The sequence below is a fragment of the Bacteroides sp. ET225 genome, from assembly GCF_024733745.1.
Classification (GTDB): Bacteria; Bacteroidota; Bacteroidia; order Bacteroidales; family Bacteroidaceae; genus Phocaeicola; species Phocaeicola excrementipullorum.
The window spans coordinates 54,753-70,955 of record NZ_JANRHN010000009.1; the positions used below are offsets into that span (position 1 = coordinate 54,753).

General features: G+C 47.3%; 15 protein-coding genes. 4 read left to right on the forward strand and 11 right to left on the reverse strand.

Going from position 1 to position 16,203, the window contains the following annotated elements; genetic code table 11:
• Positions 1-3 precede the first annotated feature (3 nt).
• The 5 genes from queF to NW212_RS06180 form a co-directional block, all read right to left on the reverse strand.
• Positions 4-462 (reverse strand): preQ(1) synthase, encoded by a 459-nt coding sequence (gene queF / locus NW212_RS06160; protein WP_258337770.1) that lies wholly within the window; start codon positions 460-462, stop codon positions 4-6.
• Positions 463-560: 98 nt separating this feature from the next.
• A complete protein-coding gene (queC, locus tag NW212_RS06165) occupies positions 561-1,217 on the reverse strand; it encodes a 7-cyano-7-deazaguanine synthase QueC (RefSeq protein WP_258337771.1) in 657 nt (218 codons plus the stop codon).
• 5 nt (positions 1,218-1,222) lie between these two features.
• Positions 1,223-1,909 (reverse strand): queuosine precursor transporter, encoded by a 687-nt coding sequence (locus tag NW212_RS06170; RefSeq protein WP_258337772.1) that lies wholly within the window; start codon positions 1,907-1,909, stop codon positions 1,223-1,225.
• 203 nt (positions 1,910-2,112) lie between these two features.
• Positions 2,113-2,682, reverse strand: coding sequence for a flavodoxin (locus NW212_RS06175; protein ID WP_258337773.1), 570 nt, complete (start codon positions 2,680-2,682; stop codon positions 2,113-2,115).
• A gap of 107 nt (positions 2,683-2,789) precedes the next feature.
• Positions 2,790-3,485, reverse strand: a complete 696-nt coding sequence (locus tag NW212_RS06180) for a flavodoxin (protein WP_258337774.1) — start codon at positions 3,483-3,485, stop codon at positions 2,790-2,792.
• 179 nt (positions 3,486-3,664) lie between these two features.
• Here NW212_RS06180 and corA point away from each other — a divergent pair, with 179 nt between their 5' ends.
• Together corA and nth are read left to right on the forward strand one after the other, a co-directional pair.
• Positions 3,665-4,702: a magnesium/cobalt transporter CorA gene (gene corA, locus NW212_RS06185; RefSeq protein ID WP_258337775.1), complete on the forward strand. Its 1,038-nt coding sequence runs from the start codon at positions 3,665-3,667 to the stop codon at positions 4,700-4,702.
• Positions 4,703-4,705: 3 nt separating this feature from the next.
• The gene (gene nth, locus NW212_RS06190; protein WP_258337776.1) at positions 4,706-5,356 is read left to right on the forward strand and encodes an endonuclease III; all 651 of its coding nucleotides are present in this window, start codon (positions 4,706-4,708) and stop codon (positions 5,354-5,356) included.
• 83 nt (positions 5,357-5,439) lie between these two features.
• On the opposite strand, the gene NW212_RS06195 is transcribed toward nth, so the two are convergent.
• Complete coding sequence (locus NW212_RS06195) at positions 5,440-6,030, reverse strand: Crp/Fnr family transcriptional regulator (protein ID WP_258337777.1); 591 nt, start codon at positions 6,028-6,030, stop codon at positions 5,440-5,442.
• Between the two features lie 113 nt (positions 6,031-6,143).
• On the opposite strand from NW212_RS06195, the gene hcp reads away from it, so the two are divergent.
• Both hcp and ric read left to right on the forward strand, forming a co-directional pair.
• A complete protein-coding gene (gene hcp / locus NW212_RS06200; RefSeq protein WP_258337778.1) occupies positions 6,144-7,802 on the forward strand; it encodes a hydroxylamine reductase in 1,659 nt (552 codons plus the stop codon).
• A gap of 10 nt (positions 7,803-7,812) precedes the next feature.
• The gene (gene ric, locus NW212_RS06205) at positions 7,813-8,544 is read left to right on the forward strand and encodes an iron-sulfur cluster repair di-iron protein (RefSeq protein WP_258337779.1); all 732 of its coding nucleotides are present in this window, start codon (positions 7,813-7,815) and stop codon (positions 8,542-8,544) included.
• Between the two features lie 552 nt (positions 8,545-9,096).
• On the opposite strand, the gene NW212_RS06210 is transcribed toward ric, so the two are convergent.
• The 5 genes from NW212_RS06210 to NW212_RS06230 all read right to left on the reverse strand — a co-directional run bounded on the left by NW212_RS06210 (position 9,097) and on the right by NW212_RS06230 (position 16,191).
• A complete protein-coding gene (locus tag NW212_RS06210; RefSeq protein ID WP_258337780.1) occupies positions 9,097-10,884 on the reverse strand; it encodes a hypothetical protein in 1,788 nt (595 codons plus the stop codon).
• Positions 10,885-11,151: 267 nt separating this feature from the next.
• Positions 11,152-12,420, reverse strand: coding sequence for a DUF4784 domain-containing protein (locus NW212_RS06215; protein ID WP_258337781.1), 1,269 nt, complete (start codon positions 12,418-12,420; stop codon positions 11,152-11,154).
• A 320-nt stretch (positions 12,421-12,740) separates the two neighbouring features.
• Positions 12,741-13,412: a hypothetical protein gene (locus NW212_RS06220; protein WP_258337782.1), complete on the reverse strand. Its 672-nt coding sequence runs from the start codon at positions 13,410-13,412 to the stop codon at positions 12,741-12,743.
• Positions 13,413-13,561: 149 nt separating this feature from the next.
• Positions 13,562-15,142, reverse strand: a complete 1,581-nt coding sequence (locus NW212_RS06225; RefSeq protein WP_258337783.1) for a hypothetical protein — start codon at positions 15,140-15,142, stop codon at positions 13,562-13,564.
• A 29-nt stretch (positions 15,143-15,171) separates the two neighbouring features.
• Positions 15,172-16,191, reverse strand: a complete 1,020-nt coding sequence (locus tag NW212_RS06230; RefSeq protein WP_258337784.1) for a hypothetical protein — start codon at positions 16,189-16,191, stop codon at positions 15,172-15,174.
• Positions 16,192-16,203 lie beyond the last annotated feature (12 nt).

The window sequence follows — 16,203 nt, forward strand, 5'->3', positions numbered from 1 at the left end:
CCGTTACAGGTCGTGGTTCTTCATCCTGTATTCGGCCAGCTCTTCGTATTTCGTGCCGGGACGTCCGTAGTTGCAATACGGATAAATGGAGATGCCTCCACGCGGGGTAAAGATGCCCGTCACTTCAATGTATTTCGGATCCATAAGCTTAATCAGATCCTTCATGATGATGTTCACGCAATCTTCATGAAAATCTCCATGGTTGCGGAAGCTGAACAGATAAAGCTTCAGGCTCTTGCTCTCCACCATCTTCACGTCGGGCAGATAACTGATGCGGATTTCCGCAAAATCCGGCTGTCCCGTGATCGGACAGAGGCTCGTAAATTCCGGACAGTTGAAACGCACCCAGTAGTCGTTGCCGGGATGCTTGTTGACAAACGCCTCAAGCACCTCCGGCGCATAGTCCTGCTTATAAACCGTATTTTTGTTTCCCAAAAGGGTCAGTTCGTCTTTTCTTTCCATACAATCATAAACTTTTAAATATGTACCATCCCTTTCTTCAGTCTGAAGACAGAGATTTTATCCGCACGGACACACGTTTCAGATACGCATCCCGCGCCCTATTTCTTAGAGGCCAAATACTTCTCCAGCCCTTCCCGGCGCAGCCTGCAAGCCGGACAATGCCCGCAGCCGTCGCCTGGAATGCCGTTGTAGCAGGTAAGCGTTTCGTTGCGCACGATATCCAGCACCCCCAGTTCATCAGCCAGCGCCCACGTCTGCTCCTTGTCAATCCACATCAGCGGCGTATGGATAACGAACTGCTCGTCCATCGCAAGATTGAGCGTGACGTTGAGCGACTTGATGAATGAGTCCCGGCAGTCGGGATAACCGCTGAAATCAGTCTGGGACACACCGGTCACCAGATGGCAGACTCCCAGTTCGCGGGCATATACAGCCGCTATGCTCAGGAAAAACAGGTTGCGTCCGGGCACGAAAGTGTTCGGATACGAGTCCTGCGGCTTTTCCTCATCCATCCTGATGGAAGTATCCGTCAGCGAGTTCTTCCCAAGACGGCCGATAAAGGAAACGTCCATCGCATGAAAGTCCACACCCGCCTTTTCCGCTATCGCACGCGCCAGTTCCACCTCCTTTTCGTGTTTCTGGCCGTAAATGAAGCTCAAGGCATATACTTTTCTGAAGTGTTTTTTCGCCCAAAACAGGCAGGTAGTGGAGTCCTGCCCGCCGCTGAACACCACCAATGCTGCATCATGATTCATAAGCGTCAAATTTCTTTAATCTTCAATATGTTGTAAGAGATATGTTCGTCGTAGACATCGCTTCCGTCCACCCGCTTCACATAGTTGACCACACGGACAGTCACGGGCAGGATAATGACTTCATAAAGCGTTTTCAGCACCACCTGAACCAGCATCATGCGGCCCAGCTCCTCGAGCGGCATCAGTCCGCCGAACGCCAGCGGAAAAAAGATCAGCGAGTCGGCGCTTTCTCCAGCCAAAGTAGACAGGACAGCACGCAGAGAAAAATGTTTGCCATGCGAAGCCACTTTCATACGGCTCATCACGTATGCGTTCATGAACGAGCCGACAAGGAAAGCCAGCAGACTGGCTGCGGCAATGCGGGGAGCCATGCCGAACACAAAGTTGAAGCCTTCTTCGCCCTCCCAGAACGGAGCGGCAGGAAGAGCCACGGCAATCTGGCCCAATGCGACCACCAGAAAGTTCATCAGAAAACCCATCCAGATGATCAGACGTGCCTTGCGGAAGCCCCACACTTCGGCTATGCAGTCATTGATAATATAGGAAATGGGAAAGACCAGCAATCCGGCGGTCACGGCAACCGGACCCAGCTGCACGACTTTGGTTTCCAAAAGATTCGCTGCCACGAGGCAGACACAAAAGACAATGCCCAAAACCATAAAAGGCACTGACACGGTATTTTCTTTTTTCATCGCTCCTGTTTTTTACGTGGTGTTCTAGAATACACGGAGAGGCTTCAATCTGTTTTCCGCACTCTCATCACAAGTGAATGTTCGCTTTTCTATCGGGCGCAAAGGTACGAAGAATTTGCCGGATTACAAAAAATCACGCATCTTTATCCAAACCGTTTGCAACGAACGGATCCGGTCTTCTGCGCTAACGCCACATTCGGATGCTACTGTATGATATGTATCCCACGCAGCCATTCTTCCACACTGCCACCGGAGTAAGTGCGCAAATGAACAGACGAGGGCGTTACCTCATGTATCTTGTCGATAGACTGCTGCAAATATTCTGTCGAACCGTATGTAAAGAACGGGACAATAATCTTCCCGCTCAGGTCATAACTTTCCAGGAAAGTACAGACCACCATGGCCGGATTATGCCACCAGATGGGCGAACCGACCAGAATGACATCATAATCTTCTACATTGTCGGGCAAATTGGCTACTCCCGGACGAAGGTCATCATACGATTCGTTTTGGATACGGCCACTGTCATCATAAGGATTGCTGGCATACGGCTCGGAAGGCTGGATACGGTATACGTCTGCACCTGTCACCGCTACAATCTGGTTGGCAAGGCGTTCTGTATTTCCTGTCTGCGAAAAATAAGCGACCAATATCCGGCGGCTTCCGTCATACTCGATATTGTCTGCCGGATAATTCGGGTCAAAGTCCTCTTTACAAGATGTTGCAAGGAATGCGGCCAATGCCGCGAACACTAATACATAAAGCTTTTTCATACCGATCTATTTTTAATGTGATTCATCTGCCGCAAAATTAGACGATGCATATAATACCTTTGCTACACAAATAACAGATAGATGAACCTATTTTACATGCGGGCCGATTATTTGCCGAACCCCATCCGTTGCAGCCAATTCTGTATTGCCGTTTCCGCCTCACCCAGGTTCTTGCGCGAAATGGCAAGTCCTTTCTGCATCTTCGCCCCTTTCTCCAATGCCGCTATGGTCTTCTCTGCCTGTGAAAAACGGCTTCCGGCATGTGTGCAAAACGGTATCAGCGTCTTGCCTGTAAAATCGTATGCGTCAAAGAAGGAGTAAAGCGGCATCGGCATGTCGTACCACCAATTAGGGAAGCCGACGAATATCACGTCATAATCCTTCAAGCGTTGAATATGCGAAGTCAGCTTCGGACGGGCTTTTGCGTCAATTTCTCTCTTTGAGGCATCTAGCAGTTCCTTGTGCGTGCCGGGATAAGCATTCGCCATCTTAATCTGAAACAGGTCGCCGCCGGTCTTTTGGCTGATGAGAGCCGCCACATACTCGGTGTTGCCATACAGCTTGCCGTCGGCGACAATCCGGCTTGCTCCCGACGAAGTGTCCACACCATCCGTTTCGGGCGAGGTAAAATACACTACGAGCACTTTTCCTTTTACCGGTACGGCTGCAGGTTGTGCCGCCTCAGCCGAAATTCTGTCGTTCGTTACGGATTCTGCCGTACAGGTGCGACTGGCATAAGCATAGACGGTGAAAACGACTGCCAACGACACGGCAACGGATAAAAATAAACTAGCCTTGTTCATATTCAGCCGGGCATTCAAGAAAGCGGTCGGATGTACGCCCAATGAATACCGGATACCGGATTAGGAGCAAGTTTAAAGAGAATCCTCTAAATCATTAGCCCTCAATCATATTTCGGCGAATTGCTCAGCATCTCGCTTTTTTATATTATCTTTGCAGGCATACCAAACACGGACAGATTATGGCAAAGAACAATTTGCTGAGCGAAGAACTGAACTATATCGGCGAAAGCCGCACTCCCACACATCTGCACCTGTGCAGCTACAGTGCGAAGGATATCCAGACCGTCACAGGAAAAGAGCTGGCAGACATCCTGCCCCACATGCGTGACGAAGCCATCAACTGGATTCAGATACACGGTCTGGAAAACACCGGTATCGTCCGCGATGTGTGCAACCACTTCCATGTGGATTTTCTCACCGTACAGGACATACTGAACTCAAGACACCTCACAAAGATCGAAGAACATGACACCTACAATGTGGTGCTCCTGAAGCAGCTCTCGCCCAACGAAGAAAACGAATACACACCGCAACAGTTCTGCATCATACAAGGCGAAAACTTTGTGCTGACATTTCTCGAAAAGGATACGGACTTTTTCAATGAAATCAATACGGCCATCAACAACAATGTGCTGAGAATCCGCAACCGGCAATCGGACTTCCTGATGAGCGTAATGCTGAACAGCGTGATGGCAAGCTTCATGTCGATCATCTCCAAAATGGAAGACGAACTGGAGGATCTGGAGGAACGCCTGCTGTCGCCGACCGACACCAGTCCCGGCATCGACGAAATCCAGCAGTACCGGCGCAATTTCCGCCTCGTCAAGCGAAGCATCCTCCCGCTGAAAGAGCAGTTCAGCAAACTTTTCCATACAGAAAACAACCTGATCCACAAGGCAAGCCGCCCGTTCTACAGCGACGTGAACGATCATCTGCAATTCGTGTTACAGACACTCGAAGGATGCCGCGACATGATTTCTTCCCTGCTCGACCTCTACATGTCGAACAACGACCAGCAGATGAACAATATCATGAAGCAGCTCACCATCGTTTCCACCATCTTCATTCCGCTGACTTTCCTCGCCGGAATATGGGGGATGAACTTCAGCTTCATGCCCGAACTCGACTGGAAGTTCGGCTACCTGTTTGCCTGGCTGCTGATGCTTCTGCTGGGCACAGGACTTTATTTTTATTTCCGACGCAAAAAATGGTATTGAGATATGACAAAGAAAGACCTGTATCAGAAAGTTATCGAATACTTCAACGCGGCGATGCCCGTGGCAGAAACGGAACTGCATTACGAAGACCCGTTCCAACTGCTCATCGCCGTTATTCTGAGCGCACAATGCACCGACAAGCGGGTGAACATGATCACCCCTCCGCTCTTCCGCGACTTCCCTACTCCGGAAGCGCTTGCTGCCACAACACCGGAAGTAGTGTTTGAATACATCAAAAGCGTAAGCTACCCCAACAACAAGGCGAAGCATCTGGTAGGCATGGCTCAGATGCTGGTGAAAGACTTCCGGAGCCAGGTTCCCGACACGCTCGAAGAACTGGTGAAGCTGCCCGGAGTGGGACGGAAAACGGCTAATGTCATTCAGAGCGTGGTGTTCCACAAGGCAGCCATGGCGGTAGACACCCATGTGTTCCGCGTGAGCCACCGCATCGGCCTGGTGCCCAAAAGCTGCACGACACCGCTCGCCACCGAAAAATACCTGATGAAATACCTGCCCGAAGCGATTGTACCCACCGCCCACCACTGGCTGATACTCCACGGACGCTATGTCTGCACGGCACGCAATCCCAAATGCGCCGAATGCGGACTGAACGGAATCTGCAGGGAATCGCTGAAAGGAGCAAGCGGGAAATAGAAGCATAGGGATGCAAGGAGATGAACTTCATGTCTTTGCGTCCCATCTATATTAAGCCGAGCAAAGGCAATCCGTAATCCCTATTATCTCTTTATCCTTCCCTCATTTGCCAGTTCAGACAATGCCCTGGCCAACGACGGACGGGTAACTCCCAGCTTCTGAGCCACTTCCTGCTGATTATGGATCGCAGGATGCGTTTCCAGGTATTTCAACAGACGAGCCTTTAGATTCAACAATGCAAACTCATTCAGTTTCCTGCTTAGAAAAACACTCCGGTCCGAAATATCCTTCAAAAAATTCTGCATCATCAACGGATGCAAGTGCATAAATTCCAGGAAACGTTCTTTTCCTATTATAAAAACCTCACAAGGCTCTACAGCCTCTACATTGACAGGAAAGCGATTTTCTGTAGCAAAAATAAAGCCTGAGGCCAGCAAGTTGGGAGCGTCAATTTCTTCTACCGTCAGTTCTTTTCCTTCATCATTTATCATCCCCGCCCGCACACTTCCCGAGGCAAGAATGTACAGCCCTTTGCATAAGCTATCTTGCCGGGCGATGATATCACCCGGCTCAAAGTGCTTCAAGCTATTCGGAACGCCGAATAGAAAAGCAATCAGTTCTTCTTCTTTCATTCCCTGAAAAGGGGCAACCTGCAATAATCCCGTCAGTTCCATCCTGCTTTCTTTTAACTGTTGTTTGTACGCGCTGTAACATATGGTACAGTTTAAAAGACGGAAACCGTCTACTTTTGCACAAAAATAATAGAAATCATTAAAAAGAGAAAGATATGGAGAATAACATGTTTTGTTTCCAGTGCCAGGAAACAGCCAAAGGTTTCGGTTGCACCTTAAAAGGCGTTTGCGGGAAGAATGCAACTACAGCACGCAATATGGATTTATTACTCTTTGTTGTGCGGGGAATTTCTGTTGTGGCGGACCAACTGCGCCAATATGCTCTTCCCGTTGAAGAAAATGTAGACAATTTCATTGCAGATGCCTTGTTCTGCACCATTACCAATGCCAATTTCGATGACGAAAGCATCGTGAAACGCATCGGCAAAGGCCTGGCAATACGTGATGAACTCAAACATCGGGCTTCGTCCAAAAACATTCCTCTGCCGGAAGCTGACGAATTGAACTGGAAAGGTGACCGCGATGAATACGATACAAAAGCTGCAACCGTCGGAGTGTTGCGCGAGACAAACGAAGACCTGCGCTCGTTAAAGGAACTGATTATGTATGGCCTAAAAGGAATGGCTGCTTATCTGGAACATGCCATGAGGTTAGGACACAATGACGAAAGCATCCATCGTTTCATGCAGCATACCATCGCACAGCTCACCACAAAATCTTTATCGGCGGATGAGCTGACTGCATTAGCTTTGAAAACAGGTGAAACAGGCGTGCAAACAATGGCTTTGCTCGACAAGGCAAATACTTCCAGCTACGGCAATCCGGAAATTACCCGCGTAAACATCGGAGCAGGTACCCGGCCCGGCATTCTGATAAGCGGACATGACCTGCATGACCTGGAGGAACTGCTGGAACAGACCAAAAACAGCGGTGTAGACGTATATACTCACGGTGAAATGCTTCCTGCACATTACTATCCGGCATTCAAGAAATATACACACTTTGCCGGAAACTACGGAAATGCATGGTGGAAACAACGCGAAGAGTTCACCTCATTCAATGGTCCCATCCTATTCACAACCAACTGCATCGTTCCTCCTCTGCCCAACGCCACTTACAAAGAACGCATGTTTACCACCAATTCTACCGGATATCCCGGCTGCAAGCATATTGCAGCAGACGAGAAAGGACATAAGGATTATACTGAAATTATAGAAACAGCCAAACGATGCGCCGCACCGACGGAAATAGAACACGGAGAAATCATCGGCGGCTTTGCCCACAATCAAGTGCTGCAACTGGCAGACAAGGTGGCAGAAGCCGTAAAGAGCGGAGCCATCCGTAAGTTCATCGTCATGGCAGGCTGTGACGGACGTATGCGCGGCCGTGACTACTACACCGCTTTTGCCGAAATGCTCCCCAAAGACACGGTCATTTTGACTGCGGGATGCGCTAAATACCGTTATAACAAACTGGCGTTAGGTGACATTAATGGCATTCCGCGCGTTTTGGATGCAGGACAGTGCAACGACAGCTATTCATTGGCAGTCATCGCCCTCAAGCTGAAAGAAGTGTTCGGGCTGCATGACATCAATGAACTGCCCATTGTTTACAATATCGCATGGTATGAACAGAAAGCGGTGATCGTATTGCTGGCGTTGCTCAGTTTGGGAATAAAAGAGATTCATCTCGGTCCCACCTTGCCTGCATTCCTCTCGCCCAATGTAACGAAGATACTGGCCGACAACTTTGGAATAAGGGGCATCGGCACTGCAGAACGTGACATGAAAAAATTTGGATTAATAAACGAATAAACAAAAGATTATGAAACAGAAAAATTACAATTCATACACTGTCGGACAAATTGTAGCCGGCAACTTTGATGCTGCCAAAGTGTTTTCCCGCTACCGCATTGATTTTTGCTGCCATGGCCATATTCCGTTTGCGGAAGCCTGCCGGAACCGCAACCTTGATCCCGAAGCTGTGGCGCGTGAACTAAACGAATTGCAGGAGAATGCGAACGGCAATGCTCCCGACTTTCCCGGATGGCCCATCGACTTATTAATAGACTACGTATTGAAGATTCACCACCGGGGAATCCGTGCCAAAGGCCCGCAAACAGAAGCCTTATTGGCCAAAGTAACCGAAGTGCATGCGAAGAATCATCCGGAGTTGCTGCAAGTCCAGACACTGTTCCGCGACTCGCTCCGTGATTTGGAAAATCATTTGTCAAAAGAAGAGAATGTTCTGTTCCCTTACATTTACGAGATGTTCCAGGCCAAAGAAGAAGGCGTGAAAGTAGCCAAATTTCATTGCGGCACCATCCTGTACCCCATCAAAGTCATGGAGGATGAACATAGCCACGAAGGAGAACGTTTTGAAAGAATCTCTTCCCTAACCAACGGATTCACCGCTCCTGAAGACGCATGTGCCAGCTTCCGGCTGGCATTGCAGCAATTGAAGCAATTTGAGGAGGCATTGCACGAACACATCCATTTGGAAAACAACATCATTTTCCCCAAAGCACTGGAATTGGAAAAAGAGCAGAGCGCCTGACAGCGACACCATAGGATTTCCATTTAAGCAGGTGCGCAAAATGAAGAGCCTGTCGTTTAAATTTTCCGGTTAAGAAACTGTTTTGAATTTATCGTGTGCTGATTTGGGATGAGTTTTTGAGGCATTTCCGTTTGTGTGATGAGGAAGATAGCGGGCTATCTGACGAAGAACAGAAGCGGAAAAGACCCAAAAATAGCCCAAAGCACACACGAAAACGAACACATCAAGCCAAGAAAAACTTTTTGGAGAAATTCAAAACAGTTTCTAAGTATTTTTATCCGCTCCTTTTGAGTTTGTTTCCGGTCGGTTTCCCTGCTGTCATCCCCGTAAAAATGGATAAACATCCTCGAATACAATTCTCAAACCGAGGCAGAGCAAAATTTAAACGCTCTGAATCCGTCGGACTCACGTTAATATCAAAAAGCTCTACCTTCCCCTTTCCGGAGAATGATAGAGCTTTTTGAATTTATGTCCATTGCCACAGAACAGCCCACCATACTTTTGCCATCAAACGCCAAGCATGTCGGCTGTTCCGGAACAAGGCATTTGTTTTTAATAGTTCGGAGTGAATACGGTGGTTACCGAAGAAGGCTGTACCCGGCTCAGTTCTGTTTTACCTTTACCGGTCAATTCACCGATAATGTTGTCAATTACGTAATCGATATTTTCAAATCCGGTAGACGTATCTGTCAGATGCATCACATTGATCCAACTGTCCAGATCACTCCAGCTGCCTCCATTGGACTGAGTCCCGTTTGGAGCGAACAATACCAAGCGGCGTCCGGAAGGCATGCTGTCCCATTTGAGCTGCACATTTTCCAAGGTCAAGTCCGTATAGCTGGAACCAGTCAAATAAGACGCATCTGTCCACAAAATGACCACCTGACGATGATAGCCGTCGTCTTTGCCCCAATCGTCCCTTGAAAAAGCAGTATCCAGTGCTTCCAGACCACTTTCCGGGATATCACCTCCACCTGTAGCTCTCAGTCCATTGACAAATCCGCTGAACAGCTCCCTGTCATCAGGCATGGCATACACATCCGATTTCAACAGCCAGTCTTTATCCTCATTCTTGTCACGGAAAGCAATAACCTGGGTATTCAACGAAGACAATATGATGTTTGATTCAACGCAAGCTTTCTCAAATATGTCATAAAAATTCAGGGCATTTTTCTTTACCGTATTAATCAGTCCGCTCATACTGCCGGTCACATCCATACACATCACTACATCCACATTCAAGATATTATCGCCTGTAGTAAATTCTTTGATGACCGTATCGTATCCGACCTGTCCGTCTGAAGAAACCTCAACATTGTCCACGAATTTCAAATTACCGTGATCGGAGCTGTTGAACTTATAATAAGCCCGATAATAATAAGTGGTGCGCGGCTGCAGTCCTCTGAAATCAACTTCAAATTCCTTATCCGTCTGGATGCCTGTACCTGAGAATTCAGGATTTGCATCAATCTTCAGTTTTGACTTGTCCGTATCACACACAATACCATATACTCCATAATCTCCAAATGTCTGCGATGCACACCAGATAGACCCTTTCAACGTACATGAAGATCCGCCGACCTTAAAGCTGGCCTCACCTGTCCATAAAGCCAGTTCTGAAAAGACCTTCTCAACCACGACATCAAACACAACATTTATGTCACTGACGAAGACAAAACCTTCATCGTCCTTTTCAAGAGCCAAAACGTCTATATCCACATCCAAGCTGATTTCCAGACTGAGCACGTCGTCGAATGTTTCGGTCAATCCAACGATAGAAGATGAAGTACATCCGCTTTCCTTAACCAGGAAATTAAAATAAGACAGAGCCTGCATCAGGATATCTTCACCCGCATACTGAGTCTTAATGGTTTCCCATTCAGCATAACTGTATCTGTAGTTGCCGATCTTTTCCATCTTTCCGCCTCCGTCATAAACCAATTCCAGAACGGTTTCTTCTTCCGGCTCATCATCCAAATAACTGAAATACAGAGAAGTCTTATCTTCAAATACAATCTGCGCAGGAAGTTTGTCGTCTTTTGACAAAAGAATATTCACTTTTGTCTTTTTATCCAACGACATATAACTCAGACAATCATATTTATCGTCTGTTTCGCCTTCGCGCGCTGCCGGAGCAGAGATTCCGTCACGATACAAAAAATACCCGTCGGGAGTCAGATAAGCCTTATCCCAGTCACCGATATCTTCCGTTACCATTGCTATTTGACCGAGCTTTGCCAGATTATCCCCTCCACCGGGAAGTCCAGGTTCATCATCATTCTTACAAGACACCGCCGTTAGCACAAGCAGTATCCATACAAAAAGATTTTTCGTTCTCATACATAATGTTTTTAAGTTTCATGGCAAATGTAGCGTCATTCGTTTAATTAAAAAAAGCATAATTATGCATTATATACCAAACAGATGTTTACGAATGCTAAGCAGACAAAAAAAAGGATTATATTGTCTGTTTTTATTAACTAAACTAAACAAAATGTCCTACATCTGCATTCCACTCAAACAATCAGAAAGCATGAGAGCCGGATGATACACACCCGGCAGGCAATAAAACAGAAGAAAAACGACAGACTTTACCAAGCGGACAGATCAGTTCGTCCATACGATCTCATCATAAGCGCATCCTTCCTCGTCCACGGATTTCCAGACCTTTCCATCCAATGAAAACTCCATGATCTTGCGCCCGGTGCCGCCGGTTTCAAAAAGAACGGTCAAGGTTCTCGGACGGTCGTAATTGGCAGACACCGACAGGGCACGGCCGGCAAACGTGGAACACGGCTCGTCGAAAGCAGGCTCGCCGTTCTCTTCCAGCAGATACATTCCGCTCACACCGGCACGGACCACGATATATCCGCACTGCCATTCATTGTCCTTATCCATAAAGGAGAAAGGTATCAGTCCTTCAGCCTCCACATCGCCAAGCGCATGGAATCCGCTATAGATGCCATATACCACAGGAGTCCATTTTCCGTTCCCATTATTTGCGGAAAACAGCAGACTTTCCGTTCCCGTATAGGCACCGGGATAATCGCCGAACATTTCCGCTTCCAAACCTTCCGGCAACGGATATTTATATAGCGGTGCCGGCATAATATCGCGCGAAGAGGTTGAAACATAATCATTCCGCTCCAGATGGTCAGAGATGATCTCAAGCGTATAATCCTCCCCGTCAACGGCATGAAGCGCACCTACTCCTGACGGAGAGGCAAACAAGGCAAGCGTAGGATATCCGCCCAACCTTTTCCATTCCGAGGTGCAGAAGTCGAAAAAGACGGGACACTGCATCCCTCCGATTTCGCTCAGTCCGCACAGGCCATAGCACTCCCAGCAGGACACGGCGGAATGAAAGTCCGGACATCCGTCAAGCGTCCACCGCGTTTCCGGCTTTGCGTTCCACATGCATTCCGCCGTGCCTCCACCACGGGTAATGCCATACAGCCGGGCTTCTTCAGGAGTAGCACCGTCTTCCACGTACAATTTCCCCACACGCATCATTTCTCCGCTGCGCATCACCAGCACCTCCACCCGCGATTCGGGCTTCCGGTAAGGCAGACGGATAGAGATGCCGTCCGAAGCCGACTCCATAATTTCGGCCCTGTAACCCTTGATGTAACCTTCCGGAAAGCCCGGCTCGTTCAGGTCCCAATAAAACTCCAGCATCACATCATCGGTATCCAGATAGCCATCACCCAAAAGATGCACGGTTTCGCCCGGAGAAAGCGTCTGTCCCTCCTCCATCAGCCTTGCATTTTCAATGAATTGCGGTTCGGATGCCCCTTCGTCATCCTTGCATGCCGCCATGCCCATTGCAAAGACTGGCACCAGCAGAACCAGCCCTAAACGAACGTTTGTTTTCATAGCTTTGTTTCTTTAAATTCAGCAATTTATCCGTTTAACAAAGATAAGCAAAAGGAACGACAAAAATTTTCTCTTCTTGTAGAAATCCTTTATCTCCAAACTATTTAACCTAAAGACACATATCCTTTACTCAAAGATACACATCTTTAGGTTAAAATAAAGATTCTATTGGAAGATTTTCCGATTTTGTTCGCTAAACGATTCTATTTCCAATGCAATTCTTTTATACCTCTCACTTTGAAAGTTTATCGCATACCAGTCATACGCCCCAAGTACAAAATAAAAGCAGCATCCCTCTTCACACAAAAGCCAAGGCTCTCCTATTTGCTCAATAATTTTTCCAGTTCCTCATCTGAGAAGTCTTCCATCGAACCGCCCTCTTCCTGCGAAGCCAACAACTCATCCTTTATTTGTGCGGCAGGCAAGGTCATCATTTCACAATCCTGATAAGCAGACAAGTCAGCGCTGGCATCAACAGGTACACCTTCATCAGTAAAATCTTTCTGGTACTGAGCTATCACACGCAGACATTCCTTTCGAAGTTTCAACTGTTTTTTCAGTTCCTTAATATCATCGGTCGAAGCGAGCAATCCAGCAGCTGCACCAACTCCCGCACCTATCAGTTTATCTTTCTTCGATCCTCCCGAAGCAAGTCCGCCCAGCAAACCCACTCCTGCACCTATACCCACTTTAGCAACAATAGCACCTCCCGACTTAAGCGCAGCCTTAAGATGTTTGCGGGCCGTATTCGGGTCACATATCTTACCGTTCTGATCCACTAGACGATAAGTCTTGCGGATGGTCTGATCTTCGTTGCGGATTGTATCGCCATTCTCTCCTATTTCCACGACTTCCACCACGCTATACATGGGCATCGTTGCTATAAGCTCCTTTGCCGAAATGCTGTCTGCCGCATTATCGGCAGTATCGCTACCTTGACTGTTCCCAGTGGCAGACTGCACCGTTTCGGCTGCTTTCTTCAGTTTATTCAAAAAACCTTGAGCCGAAACACTCGCCGCACAAAAAGTAAATAACATCAATGTGCAAAAACTTTTCAAGATAATGTTCTTCATAAACTTAAAAACAGATTAAAGTTATTAATATATTTGGTTATCAATATTCCAGATTAAACAGAACAACGCTATTTTGTATACATCTTCACACGAAACTGTTTTTTCATATACGTACCTTGCGCTTGTTTCATCAAATTTTCAAACGTCATGTAAACAATCTTCTGCGGAGCATCCTCCTTGGGACGGAAAAGAATGCCGACAGGCAATTCGGTACGGTCCAGTTCTATTTCAGAAATGCCGTCTGCACCCGACTGACCAACTTGCAAAAAATTCATTCCCTCTTTTTTCAAGAAACGGCGGAACCGTTTGTCAGAGGAGAACATGCTGGATGCCAACGGTGTAAAACCACGATAAATCCAGACCTCCACCCCCGGAATCGGATTACCCTCAGAGAATGTCTTCCACTCAACAAAGGTGAACTTGATCTGCAGATTCATACCCTTCAGCAGCTTTTCCATCAACTCTATGCGCCTTAAATAATAATCATCCGGGTTAAACTTATAGACCTGCTCAATATACTGAATGGCATAAGATGCATATTTGGCCACATCGGCTTGAGTAACATTACCCTCTTTTTTCATCCGCTCAATCGCACGGTAACATCTAGAAGTCATTCCATCATAAAGCAAGCACGAGTCGCATAGAGCAATGGCCGACTGTATGACAGGTTTCATCTCTGCAACAACTCTTTCACCCGTCTGCAATGCCTTATCGTAAGCCTCGCGAGCCGGCTTGTATTTACGCATACCGAACAAACGGCCACCTTCATCCATCAGAGCACTGCATTGGCTGGTGAAAACCTCTTTTTCCACAACAATAGGCAGAACGACATAACAACGTTTCATACGGGGAGTGAGGTCATCAATACTCACCGACAGATAGTTAGTGCCTTCACCGTAAAGCATTACACTGGAAATGGAAGCAAGACGCACCTGAGCCGAATCTAATTTCACGGCCAAACTATCCATTTCATCCCATTCCGAAGCATCCGAAGCCAAGTCACCGCTATCAACAAGTACGTCAAGCTCAGCCTGACGTTTGGCAAGACGTTGCACCTCCTTACGCGCCTCATCCAGTTTGGCCAAAGGAATTACCACATCAACCACCAGCAAAGAATTATCAGTTTCGCTGATATGGCTGGTAATTTTCGCTCCAAGTTTGGGCGAACACTTCACTTGCAGGCTCTTCAGAGTGGTAGTAAACTCAAGAGCGGCCTCAGTAGCATTGAAATGCACATCGTTTGCTTGTGTCTGTTCTTCATAACGAATAGGGTTTTCCACTTCATCCAAACGATAGGCAACCAAAAAATTGGGATTCTTCAAATTAACCAATTGAGAGGAGCGGTACGGGCTTCCCATACGACTCACCTCCAGCTTGGGCTGCTTCGTATCGCGCGCATCAATAATGACATAATAGCGAAACCAACCATCGCTCCCCGTCCCCTTGAAACGTACGGAAATGGGATAAGCCTTATTGACCACATCAATGACCAAATCTTTGTGCTTCGACAGCAGCAGCACTCCCCGATTGCCATCAAGCATCTCAAAACAATCGTCATCGGGAGAAGGACTAAGTTCGTTAACGCCAGCCTGCGACCAAAGCGGCAAGGCCAAGCAACAAAAACACAACACCCAAAAAATTCGTTTCATATCCGTTTGCATCAAAGTAAACATTACAATCAAAGGTCAAAAGCTCCCAAAGTTGAGATATCATCGTCAGGCTTCTGACGCACACCGCCCACCCACTCAGGCTGCCAAGTACGCACGTGTATCAGAGGACTGCCGCCATTTTCCGGAAATTCCCAAAGCAAAAAGAGATACCCCTTATCACTGTAAGTACTTGAGCTCCATTCCTGATGCAGGCGCACACCGTACATATTAGGATTGACCAGCGAACGGGTAATGCCGGCACAACCGCCCTCCTCGCCATTTTCGCCAATTTCACTAAATTTGACGTTAATCCATTTATTGCGCAGAAAAGCTTTCTTCAAGTTGCGAATATATTCTTCCTTGCTTTGTTTGGTATATTCCACCTTTTGTGTCATAAAAGCATTATCGGCATTAGGGCGAACGGAAACAACCTTTCCGGTGATAATCAGCGCATCATCACTGAAAATCTGATTAATAAAATCAATATCTTTCTGATTATAAGCTGTACGGAAGCGCTCGATATACTGCATGATAATCATTTGCTTCTCTTTCTCCACCACATTTCCACAATGTTCCAAACTTTCAGACAATTGAGCGTCCAATGCCAGACGAAAATCGGTCAAACGGCCTTGTGCATCAAACTCCACAATTGCTTCCTGATAAGTACCCACGCCGAAATCCTCTCCTTCCGGCGTTATAATCAGAGGAATGTGGCTCACCATCATCGAACCATCCTTAAACACCCAACAACGTTCTACGACCTCATCATCATCGCAATAAAACGGTGTAACCGCCCACAAACGCACCAGCGAACGCAACGAGAAATTATCCATAGGCAAGTCTTTTGTTGTGAGGACAGTTTTGGTCTGCTGGGCACGGTTTATTTCGGTTAACACAAGCCCCAAATTACGCTGGGCATTCTCAAGACCTGCCGGACGATTCACACCCTCATCAATGGTGAGAGTAACTTCCACCGCCTGGCAATCATTCGCTCCCCATGCCAGAATGACGGCAAACAAGAGCACTACACGCATCAGTATATTTCTCATAATATCCATGTT

Excerpts from the sequence above, each read along its gene's own strand:
- queF (WP_258337770.1), bottom strand. The coding sequence starts at position 462 with ATGGAAAGAAAAGACGAACTGACCCTTTTGGGAAACAAAAATACGGTT.
- queC (WP_258337771.1), bottom strand. The coding sequence starts at position 1,217 with ATGAATCATGATGCAGCATTGGTGGTGTTCAGCGGCGGGCAGGACTCC.
- NW212_RS06170 (WP_258337772.1), bottom strand. The coding sequence starts at position 1,909 with ATGAAAAAAGAAAATACCGTGTCAGTGCCTTTTATGGTTTTGGGCATT.
- NW212_RS06175 (WP_258337773.1), bottom strand. The coding sequence starts at position 2,682 with ATGAAAAAGCTTTATGTATTAGTGTTCGCGGCATTGGCCGCATTCCTT.
- NW212_RS06180 (WP_258337774.1), bottom strand. The coding sequence starts at position 3,485 with ATGAACAAGGCTAGTTTATTTTTATCCGTTGCCGTGTCGTTGGCAGTC.
- corA (WP_258337775.1), top strand. The coding sequence starts at position 3,665 with ATGGCAAAGAACAATTTGCTGAGCGAAGAACTGAACTATATCGGCGAA.
- nth (WP_258337776.1), top strand. The coding sequence starts at position 4,706 with ATGACAAAGAAAGACCTGTATCAGAAAGTTATCGAATACTTCAACGCG.
- NW212_RS06195 (WP_258337777.1), bottom strand. The coding sequence starts at position 6,030 with ATGGAACTGACGGGATTATTGCAGGTTGCCCCTTTTCAGGGAATGAAA.
- hcp (WP_258337778.1), top strand. The coding sequence starts at position 6,144 with ATGGAGAATAACATGTTTTGTTTCCAGTGCCAGGAAACAGCCAAAGGT.
- ric (WP_258337779.1), top strand. The coding sequence starts at position 7,813 with ATGAAACAGAAAAATTACAATTCATACACTGTCGGACAAATTGTAGCC.
- NW212_RS06210 (WP_258337780.1), bottom strand. The coding sequence starts at position 10,884 with ATGAGAACGAAAAATCTTTTTGTATGGATACTGCTTGTGCTAACGGCG.
- NW212_RS06215 (WP_258337781.1), bottom strand. The coding sequence starts at position 12,420 with ATGAAAACAAACGTTCGTTTAGGGCTGGTTCTGCTGGTGCCAGTCTTT.
- NW212_RS06225 (WP_258337783.1), bottom strand. The coding sequence starts at position 15,142 with ATGAAACGAATTTTTTGGGTGTTGTGTTTTTGTTGCTTGGCCTTGCCG.
- NW212_RS06230 (WP_258337784.1), bottom strand. The coding sequence starts at position 16,191 with ATGAGAAATATACTGATGCGTGTAGTGCTCTTGTTTGCCGTCATTCTG.